This is a genomic window from Fuerstiella sp. (assembly GCA_022447225.1).
Taxonomy (GTDB): Bacteria; Planctomycetota; Planctomycetia; order Planctomycetales; family Planctomycetaceae; genus S139-18.
On record JAKVAZ010000020.1, the window covers coordinates 1 to 22,457 of the forward strand.

A 22,457-nucleotide genomic window follows, 5' to 3' on the forward strand; every position below is an offset into this window, starting at 1 on the left:
ACCCGGAATTCCAGCTGCCATTACCTGAGCTGGGGCCCTTCTTTCCGCTATTGAAGACAATGAAAGCCGGAAGATCTCTCGATTCGCTTCCCAGTCCGTATGTCACCCAGGAGCCGATCGCGGGCCGGCCAAACTGGGGGGACCCGGTACTCATCATCAGCTGCGCCGGGGCGTGGTTGAAGGCGTCTGTGGTCATGGATCGAATGATGCACAGGTCATCTGCCACGCCGGCCGTGTGTGGTAGTAGCTCTGAGAGTTCCGTACCGGATTCACCGTGTCTGGAAAATTTGAACTTTGGTCCCAGTAATTTGGAGTTTGGATTGATGAAGGCAGTTCGATAGCCGTCCAGCAGATCGGACGGTGGCAACGTACCGTCCAGTCGCTGCAGCGTCGGCTTGTAGTCCAGGATTTCAAACTGGCTCGGACCACCCCCCATAAACAGCAGAATGACGTTTTTTGCTTTGGCCGGGAAATGTGGTTGTCGGGCAGCCAGCGGATTCACGGCAGCCTCAGCTCTGCTAATCGAATCCGCCATCAGGCCGGTCAGGGCAATCCGGCCCAGTCCAAGTCCACATTGTTGTAAGAACCAGCGGCGTTTTGCCGGTGCTGCCGTTCTTGCGACTGACACCGCTGTTTTGTTATGAACAATCATTATCCGAATTCCGGTTGAATTGTGCAGGTCCGGTTATGGCCCTGCATCGAACACGTCTATTGCCGGGTTATTGTTTCGTCGATATTCAGAATTGCCCGACATACCACAATCCACGGTGCCAGGTTCCTGGCTTGCTTTGTGGTGAGTTGGCGTTCAGTGCCAGGTAATCCGTTGATGAGTTTGTCGACGTCGATTTCGTTCGCTGAAATACGTGTGCGCTGCTGATCGAGCAGTGTTTGCAGGATTTGCAACTCAGCTTGAGTTGGCGACCGACTGACGCACAACCGATGAGCGTAACTCAGACGCTGGCTATCCTCCGGATCAGACTCCCGCAGCACCCGAACCGCCATGGCTTGCGCGCACTGAACGAATTGCGGTTCGTTAAGCAGCACCAGTGCCTGCAGTGGAGTGTTGCTTCGCGGCCGACGGACGCAGGAGGTGTCCCCTTTGGGAGCGTCAAACAGCTGCATTGCCGGATAGGGAACACTGCGGTAACCGTGAATATACAGACTTCGGCGATACTGCTGATCATCGGTAGACAGGTACCAGTGCTTGGGGCCATAACTCGCGGGAGGTTGAAATAGAAACTCGGGAGCCGGTGGATAGACGCTCGGACCACCAATCACGCGGTTCAACAGTCCGCTGGCAGTCAGTGCGATGTCCCGTACCAATTCTGCGTCCACGCGAGTGCGGGGGGCACGCCCCAACAACTCGTTGTAGGGATCCGATTCTCGCTGTTCGGGCGATCCACCGGCTGCCTGTCGATATGTTGCTGAATTCACGATCAGACGGTGAATGTGTTTCAAACTCCACTGATTCTCCATTAATTCGACAGCCAGCCAGTCGATCAGCTTTGGGTGTGTAGGACCCGGAGACTGAAAACCGAAGTCTTCGGGAGTTGATACAATTCCCCGTCCGAAATAGGCCTGCCATATGCGATTTACGATGACACGGGCTGTCGTTGGAGCCTCATCCGAGACCAGCCACTTCGCGAATCGTAGTCGGTCGGGCTCACTGGATTTCGGAAATGCGTGCAGAAACGCCGGTGTTCCTGATGTGACCTGTTCACCGGGGTTCAAAAAGTCTCCGCGTGTCAGGATATGGGTCGTTCGGGTCGTCGAACGCGACCGCACCACAAGTTGTGATTCTGCTTCCGGAAACCTTTTCCACAGTTGTTCAATTTTGGTGTTGTCTTCGGCGAACTCAGAAACGGTTGTCCTCCAGTAGCTGAACAACTGATTATTGTGTTCCACTGTCCGTTCCGGTTTCGGAATCTGCAGCACGGCCTCAATCAAAGAGGGTAGCTTCGATTCTTCAGCGGTGTCGCTTTCGGTCACCGAAAATTGATATCGCCCCAGCAGATAATTTTGGTTGTCGTCTGAATTCCAGCCGCCATGGCGCTGCCGCAGTGTGAAAGACAGAATCACTTCACCGGAGGCTGAAACCGGGTGTTCCGGAAAAAACACAGCATGACAATTTCGGTTGCGCCGACCCGGACCATTATCTGTGGTCCATGCCGTCTTGTCGTCGCCGTCGATTGCATATTGAATCGGTCCGGTCACACGAGTGTCGCTGTCCGCATCCTTTTCGCGATAGATCAACGGCAGATCTGAATGTGCCGGATTGATGTCTGCCCATGCTCGTACCAGTTTGATTTTCTGCTGCTCGTCGGGAGCATCAGCCGGAGCAATTGACACCTCAAATGAGGAGAGTGCACCAGTTCCTGAGACCGACCGACCGGGACCGCTCCGAGGCAGTTGCGGATGCGTCAGTACGTCCAGACGAAATGCCGTTAAGTTTTCCGCAGTCGTTCTGAGGCTAAAGGTATCGTTAGTCTTCGTAGGGGCGTAGCTTTCACTGATGATCGATCCGTCATTTAGTATTCGAAATTTTTGTCCTGAGTACGGGCGATCTGTGGGGATGACGATTCGCCAATCCACCAGTTTTTCTGTTTCATGCTGGGTCCACTTCGATAGTTGATCCTTCCAGTCCGGCACGCGCCGTTTTATATCGGTTTCGATTTCAGCGATGTCGTTCAACACATGCTGACGTTGCTGATCCTGAGACGGAGTAAAGACCGTTGCCGTTGCTTCATGAAAATTATTCAGGGCGGCGAACATTCGGTAATACTCGCGTTGACTCAGTGGGTCATATTTGTGCGTGTGGCACTGAGCGCACTGAGTCGTGATCCCAAGAATCGCTTTACCGATTGCATCCATTCGGTCAAACATTCCTTCAACTCGAAACTGTTCCGGGTCGGCGCCTCCTTCTTCGTTAACCATGGAGTTTCGGAGAAACCCGGTGGCAACCAGTTCCGACTGACCTGCGGCTGGTAACAGGTCTCCGGCAATCTGCTGAATTACGAATTCGTCATAGGGCATATCGTCGTTCATCGCAGCGATCACCCAGTCGCGGTAGAACCAGACACTTCGCTGTTTATCTTTTTCGTAGCCATCAGAATCAGCATATCGAGCCGCGTCCAGCCACCAGCGTCCCCATCGTTCTCCGAAGTGCTCAGATTTGAATATCTGTTCGAGCAGGTTTTGAAAGGAGTTGTTTCGCGTGTCTGAGAGGAAAGTATCGACGCTTGCAGGAGAAGGTGGCAGTCCGAGTAAATCGAGATACAGTCGACGAATCAAGGTCACTCGATCCGCTGGTTCCGACGGACTCATCTTCTGAGATTCAAGTTTTGCCAGAACGAACCGGTCGATCGGGTTACGGATCCATTCGTTGTTCCGGACTGACGGAAGTTCCGGGCGTTCCGGTGATTCAAACGCCCAGTGCCGGGAGTATTCGGCTCCTTCCTGTATCCATGTCAAGAGAAGTTCTGTTTCTTCCTCGGAGATCATTTTTTCAGTCGACGGTGGTGGCATCCTGACGTTTGGGTCGTCTGACGTAATGCGATTTAAAAGCTCGCTGGACTTCGGGTTATTCGGTTTGATCGCACCGGCGGCGACGGCGTCGCTGCGAACATCCAGCCTCAGATCTGCCTGACGATTCCCATCATCCGGTCCGTGGCAACGGAAGCATTTGTCAGAAAGCAGCGGCCGGATATCACGGCTAAAGTTGACATCAGCTGCCTGACAAAATTCGCCGGCAAAGGCAAGCAGCACGGTCGTCATGAGGATTGTGTCTTTCATGTCACCAGTCTGTCTGCCTGGCAGAGTAAATTCAATTGAACCTGCCGCCGGGACGCGGATCGAATGTTCCACGACCACACGCACAAATGAGATTCAAAGAAAAATTCATGGATGATGTGTTTCCTGTGCGTTTGCAACGGAGCTGAATTTTTCCATCCAGTGCTGGACCTGCATTGCATCCGTGTACGTTGCTCCGACCGGGACGGACTGCAAGCCGCGTACGACTCGGCAGAAACACCGTTGTTCCTCGGCCATCATTCCGCTGGGTGGATCGGAGCGTATTTCGAGTGCCAATGGCCAGGACGCCTGCGAGTCCCAGACTTCGATGGGCCTTGGATTTGGCGTCAGTCTGGCTGACCATCCCTCCCCGAATACTTCGGCTCGATCAAATCCTCGTGGTGGCATTCCTGATGGAGTGAGGTACGACGCTGCGAACGATGCAAGCGGGCCTCGATCCCACCTGAGCTGCGCCAATGCCAGATCGATCTCTCCGTCAGCCGTGCGATGGAATTGCGCACTGAAGTGATCTGGTTCAGCGCGATCGAGCAATACCTGCACCGAGTAGAGATCGTGGACCATTGCCGCATGCAGCGGATTCTCTCCAGGAAAGTCCCTGACGATGCTGGCCGGGCGATGCCGTACGCAGTTAATGTATGAAATTGATCCGCGCTGCTGCACCTCACTGAGTAACTGCTGATACTCGCTGTTAAACAGCAGGATGTGTCCGATCATAAGATTGCGCGAGTCTGCCTTCACCAGAGTTGCCAGGCTCCGGCTTTCGTCCAGGTTGTCCGAAATCGGTTTTTCCAGCAGGACGGTTTTTCCACTCTTCAGCAGAAGCGTGGTGATGGAGACATGTGAGGCCGTACTGCTGGCAACGATCCATGCTTCCGCCGGGGATTCAGAAACAGCTTGCTCAAGACTGGTCCAGCCGCGAATACCGGGCAGTTCCCGGGCCATCTTGTCCAGACTGTCCTGTCGTCGAGCCACCAGTGCCACCAGTTCCGCTTCTGCAATTCCGGCTGCTGTCAGAGCATGCAGGCGTCCGAAACGGCCGAGGCCAATCACACCCAGCTTCACAGGTGCAGAATGATTCGGGATCATTGTTATAAGTGACTCCATGGAAAAAACAGAAGTTCTGACCAGGCACATTTTGTGGCGTCCGATGTTCCACTGATCCAGGCCGGATCCGGAAACGGACGCCGATTGTCGCATTCCGTTCAACGATGCCCTGTTCGGAGCGCATCACAGAAACTACATTCCGGCTGTCCAACAATGGTTTGAGTTGCCTGTATTTGGAGCGATTACCGGAAACGGATCCTACTATGACGATGACAGACTCTGAAACGCTGAAGCAACAAATCCGCAGGAACGTCGATCGGAAACGCGATGAGATCATCAACATCGGGGAAACGATCATGGATGCACCGGAGCTGGGTTTCAAGGAAACTCAAACTGCGGAGCGTGTGCGGCAGTTATTCAGTCAGTGCCGCCTTCCGTTTGAAGACGGACTGGCACTGACTGGTGTCAAAGCGATTCTGCGCGGTGCAAAACCAGGTCCGACAATTGCTTTGATGGGGGAACTGGATGCTTTGCAGGTGCCCGGTCACCCGCGGGCAGATCCGGACACGGGGGCAGCACATGCCTGCGGTCACAATGCTCAGATTGCAGGATTACTCGGTGCAGCCACCGCATTGTGCGATGCCGACATCGCACAGCATATTGCGGGTAATATCGTCTTCTTCGCAGTTCCCGCGGAAGAGTTTGTCGAGATCGACTATCGGATCGGTCTGGTGAGGGAAGGAAAAACGGGATTTCTGACCGGTAAACAGGAACTGATCAGGCTTGGGCACTTCGATGATGTTGATATGGCTGTGATGATTCACTCCACAAGTCCGGAAGTTGCGGAAGGCCAGGTGGGACTTTCTCCGTCATCCAACGGGTTTTTGGCAAAAAGCATTCGTTTTCTGGGCCGGGCAGCCCATTCCGGTGCGATGCCGGAACGTGGAATCAACGCCCTTTATGCCGCACAACTTGCTCTGAGCGGAATCAACGCGCAACGAGAAACGTTTCGAGATGAAGATTTCGTGCGAGTGCATCCGATTATCACCAAAGGTGGAGACCTTGTGAACATTGTTCCGGCTGAAGTCTGCATGGAAACTTACGTGCGGGCTAAAACACCGGAAGCGATCCAGGATGCATCTCAGAAAGTTGATCGTGCTCTTCGCGGTGCTGCGGTGGCGATGGGGTGTCAGGTCGAAATCGATACCGTGCCGGGAGATCTTCCGCTCATTAACAACGCAGATCTGGCGGCGCTCTTCCGCGATACGGCGAGCCAGCTAATCGGAGATGACTGTTACTGTGAATACACTCACGCACCAGGGTCCACGGATGCCGGTGACCTGAGCCAGATCATGCCGGTACTTCATCCGTATATGACGGGGGCGTCCGGAGCCCATCACCAGACGGACTGGTGCATAGCCGATCATCAGCATGGTTATGTGACCCCTGCCGCGACTCTTGCTCTGATGGCGGCAGAACTTCTGATGAATGATGCGGCGAAAGCCCGAAATATTCTTGACGGTTACAGTCCCGCAATGAAAAAAGACGAGTATCTCCGGCGGCAGACATCGGTCTTTAATAAAGAGCTATTCGACGGGACAAAGTAAGAGGAATGGTGGTTAGACGGATTCAGCTGGTCTACTACGTCATGATCTGAGCAATCGGGTTGCCGCGATCGAGATCGAGCCGTTTGCGACCAGGGATGTCCAGACATGCGGGTCAAGTCCGGGCAATTATAGGACCGTGGCGTGGATGTCTGTGACATAGTGAGCATCTTCGACAGCGTGGAAGCCCAGTTCGTCCGTGTGGCCATGGACAAAGCCGCGTTTCACACCGGCACCCGCGAACCATATCGTGAAACTGTGTGGATGATGATCAAGGCCGGTGTGTTCTTTGTGGTTGCCGCGGATTTCTACTCCCGGCGTGTGTCCAAACTCAGTGCAGAACACGACGAGTGTGTCATCAAACATTCGGAGTGTCACTCTTTTATCAAGAGTCCTTCCGCTTTTGAGGCCAAATGCACCGTGCCGGACAGACCATCAGACACGGAAATTTTTTGAACCGTAAGGCAGCCGAGCTGCGCAAACGGTTTCGGCCCCCTCTGATCCGAACATCCGGCTGGTAGGTTTATTCTTCGATACCAGGATCCGGATCTTCGCCATCGTCCGGCAGTTCTTCATTTAGCAGTGGCTCATCTTCAAACAATGACGATTCATGTTCTGAACCGTTTTCCGGCGACATTTCCATCTGCATACCTCCGAACATTGGTCCAAGCATTCCGCCAATACCAGCCTGCATCTGTTCAACTGCCCTGTTGAACTGCTCCTGGTCTTCTGCAGCTTCAAGAGGCTGCAGGGCACCTATGACCATACTTGTCATCACAGAAACCATAATCGCATTTTCCTCAGCAGATGTTGGCAACTGCGACAGTGTGGCCGTGGCATCGGCAATGCTTTTGTCCCAACCGCTGGCCAGGTCGGCCGGAATCCAGCGGTCATCGACCTTTACAAAATCGACTTCCTCAGATTCCGTACTGTTTAACGGATTTGTGATTTTCAAAGTTGCTGTGTCATCTGCAGAGCTAATCGTCTCAATTCTTGCGTCTTTCAGTGACGACAGTGCCACACCGTCCGGTGACAACTTGGACAGTTCGTCAAGCTGACCGATCAGGTTCGACGCCGGTCCGGCAAAGAATTTACCGCCTTCAAACTGCTTCAGTGATTCAAGATCGGTATGATCCATGATGGTTTTTAGAAGACCCGTGATATGCGGAATCGTGTTCCCCAGACTTTCACTTTGTCCGGATTCCTGAATGAACGGGACATTGACGATGAAATCCGCCTTGGTGCTGAGAACTGAGTGGATCTGTGCGACCACACCGTGAATCTGCTTCCATTGAGTTGGATCCATTGCGTTGCCAAATGTTTGAACAACGGTGTTGACATCCTGCTGGTATCCGACGGGCAATGCCTTCCAGACGACATTTGCTTTTCCGGCAGATAGTCCGTCAATGACTGCCTGAACAGCCGATTCGGCCGTGTCTTTATCCGGAACAACTTCGACTGGTGCCGGCTGGCTGACGCTAACCGGCTGTTCCGGTGTGTCTTCACCGCATCCGGTTGTCAGCAGCAGTGCAGCTGGTGCCAGTACTCTAAACGAGATCTTCATCTGTTTGGTGCTCCTGTGATCTATTCTGTGAAGGACGTTTGATCTATCTGCCGTTCAACGATAGCCCCGCTCACCCGTCAGCAGACCGCGATACGAGCCGTGTCCTGGACACTGTTGTTTTGCTGACTGCTCCACAGGCAGATCGTATCGGTCACCCTCCTGAACGAAATACCGAGGCATACAGATTGCTGTAATTCCTTTGGATTCGGAATTTACGGCGAATCGGTTCGCATAAAGTTTGGGCACATCCTGCACACACCGGAGCCGGGAGGTTCCGGCCTGTCAGGAACAGTCAACACGTTCAAATACGACAATGAATCGTTTGCAAAAAATGCTATAGTGGGTTGGATGCAGCCAAGAATTATTGAAACAGACGACGAATTTCACGATCTGTGTGAGCACATTCGCAGCGAACAACTGGTTGGCTTCGATACCGAATTTGTCTCGGACAATACCTACCGCCCTGCATTGGGACTGTTGCAGTTCGCTACGCAAAGCTGTGCTGCCGTTGTGGATCCTCTGGCTGTCACTGATCTTTCAGCGTGGTGGCAGATCATGGCAGATGATGAAACGACTGTCGTTGTTCACGGAGGACAGGCAGAAATCCGATTTTGTCTTCAGCTTCTGGGGCGTCCTCCACAGCGTCTGTTTGATATCCAGCTGGCTGAGGGATTTCGCAGTTCCAGTTATCCACTTTCGTATTCCGCAATTGTGAAACGGGTGATCAATCAGCGTGTGGATGGCAGCCAGACTCGTACCGACTGGACTCGCCGGCCTCTTTCCGAAGCTCAGTTACGTTATGCACTGGAAGATGTTGAATACCTGATTGAAATCCATGAGAAACAGGCTGCCTCGCTGGAAAAACTGGGGCGTCTGGTCTGGGCGGAGCAGGAAGTCTCTCGTTTGATTGCAGACATTTGTAATGATGATGAAGCGGAACCCTGGGAGAGACTTTCCGGAACTCACAAATTAAGTCGACGTGATCTGGCTGTGCTGCAGCGTCTCGCCCTGTGGCGGGAAAACGAGGCAGGCAGAAAGAACCGCCCCGTCCGTCGAATCCTGCGGGACGATCTGCTGGTCGATCTGGCACGGCGTCAGCCCGGTTCAGAAAAACAGGCTTTGGCAACCCGTGATCTCAACCGACGAGAGTATCGTCGATATATGCAGGATGTGGTTGATGTGATTCGGGAAGCACAGAAGATCGGGGAACAGGATCTGCCTCCCAAACGTCGCAGTCGTCGCGAAGATGCATCGTCAGATGAACAGGTTGTGGCAAAGTTGCTGGCGCTGTCACTTTCGAATCGCTGCGCCGAGATTGACATGGCTTACACCCTGGTAGCCAACAATCGTGATCTGCTGGAGCTGGTTCGCCATCACCGACTTGGTGAACGCAACGGAGATACACCGCGTATGATGAAGGGGTGGCGCAACGAATTATTTGGTGATTTGCTGCGAGATGTGATGGACGGAAAAGTAGCATTTCGGGTCGCTCCGCTAGGGACAGGTGCGCCGCTGGTTTTCGAATAGGGCGACATCCGGGCATTCACCGGCTGCAGCGTTGCCGACATTACCGCACCTTTTTGCAGCATTCTGAGATTCATCGGCAGTAACCCTTACCAGACCACTGTTGAGCGACCAGAATTCTGCATCAGATTCGGCGGATGCAGAATTCTAATCCGGTTTGATCGGAGTTTTTTCCGTTTGACTGTGCAGAATGGTTTACGGACATCGGTTTGCTGATTTGTTTCTCATCTGTCTATTCAAAATGACACTGGATCAGGTTCGGCACGAAACAGAACAGTCTGAAGCCGCGGTGAGTGATGTGACGCCTGCCGATTGACAGTCATTCAGGATTTTCGACTGTTGACGGAGAATTGAATGTTTTCAGGTCTCTCTCGGTATTCGGATTTCAGCCCGGGGCTGTTGGCGAAATCGTCGATACCGGCGATGATGGTGCCGTTGTCCGTCAAAGACTTCGGTTTTAACCCAGAATTTGAGCGGCTGTTTAATTCGTATCAGTCAAAGTGGATTCGGCAGCCGATTTCCCAGCACGACAGGTGAGCCCAGGTGTCACACGAAATTTATCGTAACCCGTTGAACACCCGTTATGCGTCCGGAGAAATGTCGGCTATCTGGTCGGCTCAAAAAAAACATTCCACCTGGCGGCGGTTGTGGATTGCACTGGCGGAGTCGCAGCAGGAACTTGGACTGCATATCACTGACGTGCAACTGAACGAAATGCGCAGCACCGCTGACGATATTGATTTTGATGTTGCCGCCCGTTTCGAACGAGAGCTTCGTCACGATGTGATGGCACACGTTCATGCATGGGGAGAGCAGTGTCCGGCCGCCCGTAAAGATATTCATCTGGGAGCGACCAGTTGCTATGTCACGGACAATGCAGAACTGATTCAGATCCGCGAGAGTCTTCTTTTGATACGTCGCCGGATTGTCCAGGTGATCGACCGGCTGGCGGAATTTTCGATCGCATATCGTGACCTTCCCTGTCTCGGATTCACGCACATGCAGCCGGCTCAGCCAACGACGGTTGGAAAGCGAGCTACGTTGTGGTGCTGGGACCTGATTCTTGATCTTGAAGAAATTGAACACCGGCTGTCAACTCTGCGATTTCGTGGAGTCAAAGGAACCACCGGGACGCAGGCAACCTTTCTGAGCCTGTTCAACGGCGACCATGCGAAGGTCGAACAGCTTGATCGAATGGTCACCAAAAAGATGGGCTTTGATTCACGTCATGCAGTCACCGGGCAGACGTATTCCCGCAAGGTGGACTCGCATGTACTCCAGACCTTGAATGGCATCGGCCAGTCATGTCATAAGGCAGGATCTGACATTCGACTTCTGCAGCATCGTAAGGAAGTTGAAGAACCGTTTGGAAAGAAGCAGATTGGATCCTCTGCGATGGCCTATAAGCGGAATCCCATGCGTTCGGAACGCATGTGTGGCCTGGCGAGATTTGCGATGAGCATGCAGGCGGGCGCTGATGCAACAACAGCCACTCAGTGGATGGAACGTTCACTGGATGACAGCGCGATTCGACGCCTCACACTGCCCCAGGGTTTTTTGGCAGTCGACGCGTGTCTGATCCTGTATCGCAGTATTGCTGATGGAATGGTCGTCTATCCCCACGTGATCGCACAGCATCTCGGTGCAGAGTTGCCGTTCATGGCTACAGAGGAAATTTTGATGGCCGGTGTTCGGGCGGGAGGTGATCGACAGACACTGCATGAACGAATCCGGGTTCACAGTCAGGAGGCAGCAGACATCGTAAAACAGCATGGGAAGCCAAACGACCTCATTAATCGTTTGAAACAGGACACCAGTTTTGCAGGTGTGGATCTGGACGGCACACTCGATGCGTCACTGTATATCGGACGAGCACCGGAACAGGTCGATGCGTTCATTGCAGAGCAGGTCAACCCGGTCCGGACGCGACTCGCTGAGGACCTGTCACCGGATGCTGAAGACGTCAAAGTCTGAATTATGTAAACTGCATGTTGCAATTGATTCAGCTCCTGTCTGGGCATGATGCAACAGACAGGTGAATCGCTGGATCAGTATCGTGTTACGCAGTCTCGCCTGAGGAATTCAACGTTTCTGAACGAGAGACGGGTGCAGGTCGGTGTGGAGTCGGGTATCAGTTGCTGCATCGAAACCCGGGACGAAGCAGGTGCCACTGATCCGGTCAATGCAGATGCTGAGCGCGCCATGACGGAAAATGCCCGATGATTGTGCGGGCCGTCGGATCAGCGATGAGTCGGCCGTGACGTACAGTCGTCATTCATCCGCATCTTCGGTGTGATAAGAAATCAGGCTGTGGACATCATACGGTGCAAGGCGCTGTCTACCGTTCAGAAATGTCAGCTCAATGACAAATGCCAGTCCAACGATGTTGGCGTGTTGTCGTTCTGCCAGACGCAGACAGGCTTCCATAGTGCCGCCTGTCGCCAGCAGATCATCAACCAGTAGCACATGCTCTCCGGCTTCAACCGCGTCTCGATGAATCTCAAGTGTATCCGTTCCGTATTCCAGGTCGTATTCAAATGACTGTGTTTCGAACGGCAGCTTGCCGGGTTTTCGGACCGGAACGAAGGCTGCCCCTAATTCCATCGCCAAAGGTGCCCCAAAGACAAAACCCCGGGCTTCAGCCGCCAGTACTGACGTAACTCCGGAATCTCGAAACGGGGCAGCGACCCTTTGGATCACTTCCTTCATTGCGGCAGCTGATTTCAGCAGCGGGGTGATGTCCCGGAACATAATGCCTGGCTTTGGAAAGTCAGGAATGGAACGGATATGTTCTTTAAGATTCATCCGGAACTCAGCAGCTAAAAAGTTGACGCGGATCGGAATCACACGCAAATGGCTGGAAGCTGATCAGCTTAACCAATCGACACCGAATCATCTGGAAGTCACGGGACTGTTCCGTCCGGGGCCGTCTCTTCAGATTGCAGATCATCCAGAGTGATCCTGGCCGTCTGAATATAGCTCAGATTTGGGAACTCCTTGCTGAGATAGGAATTCCCCTGATTTTTGAGGTGCCCCTGATTCGGACGCTCTCCGTACTCACTGTTGATTCTGTCAACCACTTCCATTCCCTGAATCACTTGTCCAAATGCCGAAAAGCCCATTCCGTCGAGATTGTTGTTGTCACCGTAACTGATAAACAGCTGAGTCGTCCGCGAGTTCGGGGCGCTGGACTTGGCGAATGTCAGAAAACCACGCTTGTTACCCTGCAGAACCGGCTCATCCTGAAGTCCATTTGACCATTTCACATTTTGTGCCGGATCCGCCGGTAGCCCGAACTGCACCACGAATCCCGGAACAACACGAAAGAAGCCTGAATCGTCAAAAAATTTATCCTGTACCAGTCTGTAAAAACGATCGGCACCAATCGGAGCCCACTCACGATTCACTTCCACCAGAAATTTTCCTTCGGTGGTCACAAACTCTGCCTGAAAAATGCCTGTTGTGGTTATGTCCGGCGACAGTTCCTGCGTAGTACGCGACTCCGGTCGGATTTCAGCAGGTTCATTCGGTCCATGGTAGGTTGGTGGTACTGCGTTGTCCGTTCCCGATGTGCATCCGGCAAAGACAATCCAGCAGACCCAGACCGGTCCAAAAATCAAACGCGACATGATCGTATCCAAGTAAAAACAGTGACTTCCGTTGTCGAAACCTGAACTGCACCGGATTTTGAGTGGATTTTCGTCCACACTCAAGCGCAGCGGAGTGTTTTTCGTGATACCCGTAATTTCAATTCAGCTGTCAGCTGAAAAAAATTTCCGTACACCTAATCGAAATCGTAGCTTTGGTAAGCACGGCTTGTGCTGAAATCCGAATGTAATCTGGTGATGAGTCTAATCCACCGGTGTCAGTGAGACAGAAATCACGACACCCGACGTCACCAGGTACGAGTGAGTGTGTTTGCCCTAACTTACTTACGTTTTGAGCCTGTAATAGGCAGGTTGTTCTGTTAAGACAGAATGTCGTGGATGACCTGGCCGTGTACATCGGTCAGACGGAAGTCTCGTCCGGCGTAGCGGTACGTGAGTCGTTTGTGATCCAGTCCGAGGGCATGCAGGATCGTGGCGTGCAGATCGTGGACGCTGGTGCGATTCTCCACTGCCGCAAAACCAAAGTCGTCGGTGGCTCCATAAATCGTGCCACCGCGGATGCCGCCACCAGCCATCCACACCGAAAAGCCGTAGTGGTTATGGTCGCGACCCAGACCTGGTTTGTCTTCACCCATGAGTTCCACCGTGGGTGTTCTTCCGAATTCTCCACCCCAGAGAATTAATGTTTCATCGAGAAGTCCCCGTTGTCTGAGATCTGTCATCAGTGCAGCAATCGGGCCGTCGATATCGGCAGATAGTTGCGGCAGTCTGTCGGCAATTTGTGAATGAGTATCCCACGGCTGGCTGGCTCCATGCCACAATTGAACGTAGCGTACGCCTCGTTCAACCAGACGTCGTGCGATCAGCGTCTGACGACCATGTGTCGTGAGTCCATAACTGTCCTGCACGTGTTTTGGTTCACTGGACAGGTCAAACGCTTCGGCGGCGGCTTCCTGCATGCGAAAAGCGAGTTCATAAGAGTGTATTCGGGCGTCCAGACGGTCATCCTCCCGGGATTCGCGATGTTTCAGATTCCAGTGTCGCAGCAGGTCGAGCTGTCGACGCTGGTCAGCTGTTGCCACATTGGGGTGTTCAATGTTTTCGATGAGTTTGCTGAGTTCTGTATACTGAGTATCAATGTGAGTGCCCTGATAGGCGCCCGGCAAAAAGGCGGCCTGCCAGTTTTCCGAATCCTTGATGGGAAGCCCCTTTGGACACATAGCAATGAAACCTGGCAGGTTTTCGTTTTCAGATCCCAGACCGTACAGCACCCACGCTCCCATACTTGGCCGAGGTTGCACGCTGTCACCGCAATTCATCAGCATCAGCGATGGTTCATGATTCGGCACCTGAGCGTACATCGATCGAATCACCGCAATGTCATCAGCGTGGGCTGCAGTTTTTGAGAACAGGTCACTTACCGGCAGGCCGGATTCACCGTATTGTCGAAATCGGAACGGAGACGGGAGTGCAGCACCTGTGCGTCGTTCTGTAGGCTGAGTACCGGGAACCGATTTACCGGCATATTTCTGAAGCGCAGGTTTGGGATCGAAAGTATCGACGTGAGACGGGCCTCCATTCAGAAAGAAGTGAATGACATGTTTCGCACGACCGAAGCCGTGAGGTGATTGTTGACGCAGTCGGCTGCCGGTTGTCGCAGTGTCGTTTGCCACTGATCGTCCGTCGTTGGCCAGGACTTCAGCAAGTCCCAGACTGCCCAGACCCAGACCGGAACGTGTAAGCATGGTTCGACGTGAAAGTCTGCCGACTGCGATGTGTTTGTCCGGGTTAATCACAGGTTGTTCCAGTCACATCTCTTGGATCTATCATTTATCAATCTCTGTACCGGAACTCCCCGACACGACTTACGCTACAGTCTGTGTCCATCAGGACGCGTTTAAGTTTCCGACAGCAACTGCGACGATGTGTTAATCATGACCAGTCTGATCGATATTAACACTTTTCAGCATACGCTAATCAGAAACGGTTACCAGCAATTCTCCAGTCTACGGCCAAAGCCGCCCGGACAGTTGTATTCCGGTTTACTGTCAACTTAGTCAACGAACAGAAATTCGTTACTGCACAGCAGGACCTGAGCCAGTTGTTCCCAGGGACTCAGCGGTTCGGGGACTGGTCCGCTGAAGTCTCTCACGGAGTTCCAGCTCATACCTTCTTTGATGGTGTCAGATTCGTGGATGTTGACTTCCCAGACGAACTGGTCATTGTTCAGGATCTCACCGAAGTCTGCCACGAAGTCAATTGTATCGCCTTTTCTGACCAGGAAACTTCCAACATTCAGGTCGACCGTCTGTTGGTGTACTTTTTGTCCCGCCAGTTTTCCTGTCTGGCCGCTGACAATGAATGCTCGTATCCCGTCTCCTGGTTTCGATTCGTGAACCATGGTGGATACAATGGTTATCTTCATGTCCCGGGGAGCGGTCCAGCGCCGGATACAGGCGTGCTGTCGGTCGTCTCCGGGGTGTCCTCCGGTCGCTGTCAGCTGCACCTGGCCCAGAGTGCTGTCGGGGTAGTCCGTTCCACCCTGCCACACTGATTCAGTAAAGACAGGCATGGGCTTTGTGTCGACGACCCTGCCCTGCTCTTCATCGAATGTTCCGTAAAGATATTTCCAGTCTCTCATCCGGACAGGGACAGATGAAGGTGTCAATTCGGCTTTCGCGACCATTGCCAGAGCCTGATTAAGCTCATCCGGTTGTGGTGTTCTCTGAATAACTCGCTGAAACAGAGTCCGTACGCGAACGCTCGGAGAAGAGATGTTTGCTGTCAATGCCGTCAGTTTTTGTGCGCGTTGCTGAACAAGCGGATGATTCAGGTAGAACAATGCCTGTTGAGGAACTGTGGTTTCACTTCGACGAGGGATATGGATGTCGGGATTGGCGACATCGAAAATACGCAGTACAGCTGGAAAGAACTGGCGATCGATTTCACCGTAGACACTTCGACGCAATGAAGCCTTTTGACCGAAAAGTTCTTCCGGTCGACCGCCGGCGCGCCGGTCCAGTTCACCGGATACCGCAAGCATCGAGTCGCGAAATTCCTCAAAAGTCAGGCGATGCAGCGGCATTTTCCAGAGCAGGCGGTTCGACGGATCATGAACACGAATGCGTTGTTCCAATTCCGAATCTGCTGGCTGGGCGGATGACTGGCGGTAGGTTGCAGAACGCAGGATCCTGCGGTGAAGATGTTTGATACTCCAGTCGTGCCGAATAAAATCCCCTGTCAGCCAGTCCAGCAGATCAGGATGACTTGGCTGTCCGGCTCTCACACCAAAGTCGCTTGGTGTTGTCACCAGGCCGCGACCAAAGTGCCACGCCCAGACTCGATTCACCATGACTCTGGCAGTCAGCGGATTGGCCGGGTCGATGATTGCCCTCGCCAGTTCGAGCCTTCCGCTGCCCGACCGAAAGGAAGATTTTGGATCACCGGACAGGACGGTCAGAAATCCTCGTGGCACATCCTGTCCCGGGGATTTGGGGTTTCCCCGCCTGAAGACACGTGGTTCGATCGGAATACGACGATCGGTCAGGGTGAGGGCATAGCCAGGCTGGTGTGGCGCTGAATTCAGCCAGCGATCAATTTCCTTCTGCAGGCCCCAAAGTTCACGGCAAACCTCTGTCGTGAACAGGTATTCATTGTGCACAAGACGTTCATCCGGTACCGCGCACGGTGATCCAGGACTGAACAGGACCTGACGCAGCTGTTCGTTAACCGGATTAGTTAACCTTCCGGGGGGTGTTTTTCCTTTCGTCTTTGATTCAGCGATGATCCGATACCATTCATCACGGATCGTGCCAAGTGCAGCCGTGTATGTCTCAATGACGTGATCAAAGTTCATTGGCGGCCGGGTGAACGCTGCAGCAATGCGAGCATTGACGTGACCGGTCGGCTGAGAATTCAGGTGTTTCAGAACACCGGTCGCTTCAACAGCAAATGTCTCATCCGGCAGAGCGGCGAATGCATGCCAGTGGCGAAAAACCGGATCACGGGTACGTCTGGTATATCTCAGGTACTCGTCCCAGCGCCGGGCGAATTCCGGGATAACATCACCGGACAGCAGGACCTGATCGAATCCCTGCACGGGAACCGATTCCAGTTTGTTTTGAATTTTCAGGTAATCAGCGATTTTGTCGCGGCAGCGTTCGCCGGCGATCAGTCGCTCACTGTCGTAGCGATCCTTAAATTTCTTTCGACGGATGTCCAGTTCGCGTTGCCAGTCGGCGGTGGCCTTACGTACCGGCGGCAATTCTACACGCTGTTCAGCACAACTGTTAAGAACTCCATACAGTGCATAGTAGTCTGTTGTGGGGATGGGGTCATATTTATGATCGTGGCAGCGGGCACAGGCCACCGTCAGTCCCATGGTGCCTCGCGTGATCGTGTCGATGCGGTCGTCCATGATGTCGCGTGTGACACCCAGAAACCGTCGCCCAAGTGTCAGAAAGCCCATCGCTGCCAGGTCGTGAGGTTTGCAATCGTCAATCTGATCCGCTGCCAGTTGCAGCAGCAGGAAGCGGTTGTAGGGCATATCTGTGTTGAGTGCATCGATGACCCAGTCTCGGTAACTCCATGAATGGACCCATCGGCGTTCCTCTCTGGCATACACATAGCCCTTGGTATCTGAATAACGAGCGATGTCCATCCAGTGTCGTGCCCATTGTTCACCGTAGGCAGGTGACTCCAGCAGGTGGTCGATGAGTTGTTCCCAGCGGTTCGAATCGTTGCTCTGTACGAAGGTGGTTACCTCGTCGGGGGACGGTGGAAGGCCGGTGAGTCCAATGGTGGCGCGGCGAATCAGCGACCTCGGGTCAGCTGCAGGAGAAGGAGACAATTGCTGCTGTTTCAGTCGTCGAAAGATGAATGAGTCGACGGGGGTTCGAGTTGGAGATTGATCTGATGTTGGTGGAGTCACATCCTGGACCGGCTGAAATGCCCAGTGATTGCCAACTGAATCACCGGAGGAATCAGTGATCGGTCCCGAGGCTGCCGGCCAGGGAGTTTCCAGCAGCACCCAGTGCTCGAGAGCTGAAATCTCTTGAGCGGAGAGTGGTTCATCCGGTGGCATCGCCAGGTCTTCTGATCTCCGCACAGCATGAATGAGCCGACTGGTGTCGGGATTACCCGGAGTGACGACCGGTCCGGATGTACCGCCCCTGATCAAATGGTCCTGCGAATCGAGTCGCAGCCCGGCGGATTGTACTGCCGGACCGTGACACTCAAGGCAGTGATTGACGAGGATCGGGCGAATCTGCGATTCGAAAAATCGTTCGTGTTCATCCGCAGATGAGACTGCTGAAGCGGATGTACAAATGACGACTGCCTGCAGGAATACAGAATCGAATTGTTTGCATCGGCTGAGCACAGCAGAGAGCTCCGTAGAATCATGGAGGGAGCCGGCATTATGGCTGCTAAGCTGTATGAAGCAATGACTGGTTCGCAGCTCCGAGACAGTGCTGATGGTTCAGGACCGCAGATGTTGAAACAATCAAATCTGTGCCCGATTGTCCGGGTGATTGTGATTCGACAGCATTCGGCCGTGCCGTCGATACTGATTCAGTCACGGAATTTGCGTACCGGTACATGTCTGTTATGGACTACATGCGGTAGCGAGGATTTTCCCGACTGAAGTCGGCGATGGCCAGTTTTTTTGAAAAGTCAATGTCGGTGTATGAATAGTTTTCGATGAGTGTCCGGGCGTCAAGTTCTTCGGGTGACAGATCACCGGCTTCTGCTGCCCAGGTGTAGTTACGTGCCATTACCGGAATATGGTAATTTGAATCAATCAGAATAATGCTCTTGCGATAATCACTGGAGGTTTCCGGTGATTCGTATTCGTACTGGAAGCACAGGCAGTCGCGGCTGTCGAATTCCTGATTTGGAAGTCGAGTGCACTGCATACCGACGTTGCAGTCGAGATCCAGTTTCCGGTGAGTAATGATTTTTTCAGCCATCTTGCGGATTCCTGCCTTCGTGACCGAGTGTCGGGCATTTTCCTTTGCCCTGCTGCCTGCAGGATCCAGCTTGAGACTGGGCAAAAGTCGGCCTTTGAAACCTCCCAGTTTGACGACCATATTACCGTCTTCGTATTCATCACTGTAAAGCAGCTGCCGTCCACGATCACCGTTGCGCCATTTCATATACACCGCGAATGGTTTTTTTTGCCGTATTTTCAGGTCGACCGTCTGCAGTTCAGACAGATCGCCTCCGAGCCGTTCCTGTTTATGAAATACGGCTGAATACGTCTCAAACTGACGGAGGTATTCTACTCCGTCTTTGAGCAGCAGTATGGAGTATTCGATCAGTTCCGTATTGGACAGCACGTGTGCTGACGGATCGGTTTCGACTTCCGCTGCCGGTGATTCCTGATTACTTAATTCAGCGACCGGCAGGTCGGCTGCTTCAGGGGGCACCGGTACGGTGAAGTTTTCGACGGCCGATGTTTCATAGCTCGAGGATGTTGCGGATCCTGGCGATTCACCGGCAGGAACAGGGTCGAAGGCGGTGTGCAACACACCGGCTGCGATTCCTAGGATTGCCCCCGCGATCAGATTCGGTGTTTTAGAACGGGATGAGATACGGGACATGAAGTGAAGCCTCAGTTGACACATTCGTCAGTCGGTTTTTAACCGCTGCTTGTGTGCGTTGAGGAATCCTTTTAGGAGATTCGGTTACACCGAACCTGATGTCTTGGAAAGCGATAAACTTGCCGGGGAGAAAGAGGACAAACACTGCCGGGTCGCTTGGGACACAGTGAACTCGCAAACACAGGCCGCATTAGTGAAGAATAAGCTGCCAGATATTGAAACCGTGTCCGGAGTGTCAGGAGTTGAATCGGACATTCGTTGCGGAAGGCCCGATTCTCAGTCTGAGAAATACTGCGGCACAGGACAAAAGCAGACGGTTTAATGCAAGAACCATGTTTGCCGGATTTGGTGTTTGGGTTTGCGTTTCCGGTCCGTATTTCGCAGGCGATGCAGACGGACGGTAATTTGCAGATTGACCGTGAAATGTGAGGAATTGTTTAAAGCGGAACAGCATGCCGGCCAGCCGGTTGTGTTAAAAGTCAGGTTTTTCTGGCTAATGCAGGTATGGGAGGCTTACGTCTTTTGCGGTTCAGCTGGATTTCGGTCTGACGAAGGCCTGGGAAGTGGCGTCTGCATTTCAAACGGCTGCTGTCGTGGAACAAATACAAATTGGTCAGTTGGAGCGGAACGTGAAGAATCCAAAAACAAGGCTGGGCGATTAATTGATTCATTTAGCAGGCTGAGGCGATTTTTTAACAATGCATCGGGGCGTCTTTGTGACGGCCGGTTGGTAACATTGCATACACTCCAACTTTCCGCCTGTTCCTCCAGATCCACAGGATTCAGCATTGCCGCTGATTGAATTGAACAATCTGACCAAGGACTACGGATCGTTTCGTGCCATCGACGATCTTTCACTGCAGATTCACGATGGAATTACGGGGCTCCTTGGGCCGAATGGGGCAGGAAAGAGTACGCTGATCAAAGTTTTGCTGGGGCTGGTTCGCTGTACTTCGGGAACCGGTCGGGTACTGGGGCACGATATTCTGAAGGAACACGGTGCGATCCGGATGAGAGTCGGATACATGCCGGAAGACGATTGCTATCTGCATGGTCTGTCCGGTGTGGAATGCGTTCAGGTGGCAGCTCAACTGTCCCGATTTCCGGCGACGGAGGCCTTAAGACGCGGACACGAGATTCTTGATTTCTGCGGTACGGGCCAGGAGAGGTATCGCAATGTCGAGACGTATTCAACGGGTATGCGGCAGAAAATTCGGTTTGCAATGGCGATAGTGCATGATCCGGAACTGCTGATTCTCGATGAGCCTACATCAGGTCTGGATCCGGAAGAACGAGAATCGATGCTCAATCGGATTCAGGTTTTGGCAGAACAGATGAACAAGGCGATTATTATTTGCACTCATATTCTGCCCGATGTTCAGCTGGTGTGTGACCGTGTTGTGATTTTAGCAGACGGTCGTGTCACACTGTCAGAAGATCTGGATGTCCTTCGCAGGTCGCCGGAGCCGTCGCTCACCGTTACTGTCCAGGGGGATATTAGATTGTTTACTGAATCTCTCAAAAAACGAGGCGCCAGAATCGAATCGATTTCCAACTGTTCGGTTCGAGTTTTCGGACGCGAAGAATCTGCATCAGCTGCAGTGTGGCAGGCGGCTGCGGAGACGAGCACTGCCGTTCGCAGTGTCGTTCCGTCACGTACATCACTGGAAACGGTCTTCCTGAAGACCGTTCAGGAATGCGACCATGCCAATTCATAGTCTGGGATATCGAGAATGGACGGGGCCGCTGAGTTCTGCTGAGTCGCGGTGGACCGTGATCGCCTGGATCGGCGTCCGCCGAGCCTGGCAAAGTATGTGGTTGCGCAGAATAGTCTTTTTCTCATGGGTACCCGGTGTATTGATGGCACTGCTGATCTACCTGTTTGAACAGGCTGCCTCCGAAGGTCAGGCAGGCACTTTTATCAGCAGCGGAATGGTACGTTTTTTTCTGGAAGGCGGTGAACGTCGGTCCCTGCAGGAGAGCCTCGCTGCATCCCAGGGGGTTTCGCAGGATCTTGTGAAATATCGCCATGAGTTTTGGTGTTCGCTGCTGCAGGTGCTGTATCAGCGTTCTCAGGCAATCATGCTGATTCCGGTGATCGGTATCACGGCGCCTCCGCTGATTTCTCAGGACATGCGTTCCAGAGCGTTTCTGCTTTACTTTAGCCGACCGATCAGCCGGACTCAGTATATTTGTGGAAAGGCTGCATCTGTTGCGTGTTATGTACTGTTGATCTCTCTTCTTCCTGGAATGATGCTGTACTGCACCGGTGTGCTGCTGTCGCCTGAAATCTCAATTGTGCTTGATACGTGGGATATCCCCCTTCGTGTGCTGGCAGCAACCGCCACGATGGTTATACCAACCACTTGTATTGGCCTGATGCTGTCATCGCTGACAACCGAAACCCGTTTTGCTTCGTTTGCCTGGTTTTCTGTCTGGGTTTTCGGTTTTTTTTCCTATTTCGTTACTTCTTCATTCACCAGTTTCGGCAGCGACACACCGGGACAGATGTTGTCTTTGTTTCATGTCATCTCCAGGGTCCAGGAATGGCTGCTGGATATTCGTCCGGAAACGCAAATTGAAGTTGCTGCCCCGGTGGCCGTGCTTTTCGGGGTGACCGTATTATCACTTGCAGTTCTTTACAGGCGGGTTTCATCGCCCTTGAGCGTATGACACGCTGCCGGCGGGAAACGGCGGAGAA

16 protein-coding genes are annotated in these 22,457 nt (G+C 53.0%); 6 read left to right on the forward strand and 10 right to left on the reverse strand.

Annotated features, from left to right (window positions below; genetic code table 11):
- The 3 genes from MK110_18830 to MK110_18840 all read right to left on the reverse strand — a co-directional run.
- Window positions 1–652, reverse strand: a 652-nt coding sequence (locus tag MK110_18830) for a DUF1501 domain-containing protein (GenBank protein MCH2213360.1), incomplete at its 3' end; no start/stop codon positions are given.
- Window positions 653–708: 56 nt separating this feature from the next.
- Window positions 709–3,792: a PSD1 and planctomycete cytochrome C domain-containing protein gene (locus MK110_18835; protein ID MCH2213361.1), complete on the reverse strand. Its 3,084-nt coding sequence runs from the start codon at window positions 3,790–3,792 to the stop codon at window positions 709–711.
- Window positions 3,793–3,897: 105 nt separating this feature from the next.
- Window positions 3,898–4,896 carry a Gfo/Idh/MocA family oxidoreductase gene (locus MK110_18840; protein ID MCH2213362.1) on the reverse strand — a complete coding sequence of 333 codons (999 nt, stop codon included), beginning with the start codon at window positions 4,894–4,896 and terminating at the stop codon, window positions 3,898–3,900.
- Between the two features lie 227 nt (window positions 4,897–5,123).
- On the opposite strand from MK110_18840, the gene MK110_18845 reads away from it, so the two are divergent.
- Entirely contained in the window at window positions 5,124–6,461 is a 1,338-nt protein-coding gene (locus MK110_18845) for an amidohydrolase (GenBank protein MCH2213363.1), read from the forward strand.
- Between the two features lie 126 nt (window positions 6,462–6,587).
- Here MK110_18845 and MK110_18850 read toward each other — a convergent pair whose 3' ends face one another.
- Both MK110_18850 and MK110_18855 read right to left on the reverse strand, forming a co-directional pair.
- Window positions 6,588–6,824 carry a DUF1501 domain-containing protein gene (locus MK110_18850; protein ID MCH2213364.1) on the reverse strand — a complete coding sequence of 79 codons (237 nt, stop codon included), beginning with the start codon at window positions 6,822–6,824 and terminating at the stop codon, window positions 6,588–6,590.
- Between the two features lie 157 nt (window positions 6,825–6,981).
- Window positions 6,982–8,022 carry a hypothetical protein gene (locus MK110_18855; GenBank protein ID MCH2213365.1) on the reverse strand — a complete coding sequence of 347 codons (1,041 nt, stop codon included), beginning with the start codon at window positions 8,020–8,022 and terminating at the stop codon, window positions 6,982–6,984.
- 348 nt (window positions 8,023–8,370) lie between these two features.
- On the opposite strand from MK110_18855, the gene MK110_18860 reads away from it, so the two are divergent.
- The 3 genes from MK110_18860 (at window position 8,371) to MK110_18870 (ending at window position 11,769) form a co-directional block, all read left to right on the forward strand.
- Window positions 8,371–9,549 (forward strand): HRDC domain-containing protein, encoded by a 1,179-nt coding sequence (locus tag MK110_18860; protein ID MCH2213366.1) that lies wholly within the window; start codon window positions 8,371–8,373, stop codon window positions 9,547–9,549.
- A 540-nt stretch (window positions 9,550–10,089) separates the two neighbouring features.
- Window positions 10,090–11,520: an adenylosuccinate lyase gene (purB, locus tag MK110_18865; protein MCH2213367.1), complete on the forward strand. Its 1,431-nt coding sequence runs from the start codon at window positions 10,090–10,092 to the stop codon at window positions 11,518–11,520.
- 45 nt (window positions 11,521–11,565) lie between these two features.
- Window positions 11,566–11,769: a hypothetical protein gene (locus MK110_18870; GenBank protein MCH2213368.1), complete on the forward strand. Its 204-nt coding sequence runs from the start codon at window positions 11,566–11,568 to the stop codon at window positions 11,767–11,769.
- A gap of 48 nt (window positions 11,770–11,817) precedes the next feature.
- Here MK110_18870 and MK110_18875 read toward each other — a convergent pair whose 3' ends face one another.
- The 5 genes from MK110_18875 to MK110_18895 all read right to left on the reverse strand — a co-directional run bounded on the left by MK110_18875 (window position 11,818) and on the right by MK110_18895 (window position 19,756).
- Window positions 11,818–12,351 (reverse strand): adenine phosphoribosyltransferase, encoded by a 534-nt coding sequence (locus tag MK110_18875; protein MCH2213369.1) that lies wholly within the window; start codon window positions 12,349–12,351, stop codon window positions 11,818–11,820.
- 98 nt (window positions 12,352–12,449) lie between these two features.
- Window positions 12,450–13,175 (reverse strand): peptidylprolyl isomerase, encoded by a 726-nt coding sequence (locus MK110_18880; protein ID MCH2213370.1) that lies wholly within the window; start codon window positions 13,173–13,175, stop codon window positions 12,450–12,452.
- 338 nt (window positions 13,176–13,513) lie between these two features.
- A complete protein-coding gene (locus tag MK110_18885) occupies window positions 13,514–14,899 on the reverse strand; it encodes a DUF1501 domain-containing protein (protein ID MCH2213371.1) in 1,386 nt (461 codons plus the stop codon).
- Between the two features lie 308 nt (window positions 14,900–15,207).
- Entirely contained in the window at window positions 15,208–18,534 is a 3,327-nt protein-coding gene (locus tag MK110_18890; GenBank protein MCH2213372.1) for a PSD1 and planctomycete cytochrome C domain-containing protein, read from the reverse strand.
- 232 nt (window positions 18,535–18,766) lie between these two features.
- Window positions 18,767–19,756: a DUF1571 domain-containing protein gene (locus MK110_18895; GenBank protein ID MCH2213373.1), complete on the reverse strand. Its 990-nt coding sequence runs from the start codon at window positions 19,754–19,756 to the stop codon at window positions 18,767–18,769.
- A gap of 788 nt (window positions 19,757–20,544) precedes the next feature.
- Between MK110_18895 and MK110_18900 the strand changes: the two genes are divergently transcribed.
- Together MK110_18900 and MK110_18905 are read left to right on the forward strand one after the other, a co-directional pair.
- Window positions 20,545–21,474, forward strand: a complete 930-nt coding sequence (locus MK110_18900; protein ID MCH2213374.1) for an ABC transporter ATP-binding protein — start codon at window positions 20,545–20,547, stop codon at window positions 21,472–21,474.
- Window positions 21,461–22,429 (forward strand): ABC transporter permease, encoded by a 969-nt coding sequence (locus MK110_18905; GenBank protein ID MCH2213375.1) that lies wholly within the window; start codon window positions 21,461–21,463, stop codon window positions 22,427–22,429. The genes MK110_18900 and MK110_18905 overlap by 14 nt, the downstream gene beginning before the upstream one ends.
- Window positions 22,430–22,457: the final 28 nt, after the last annotated feature.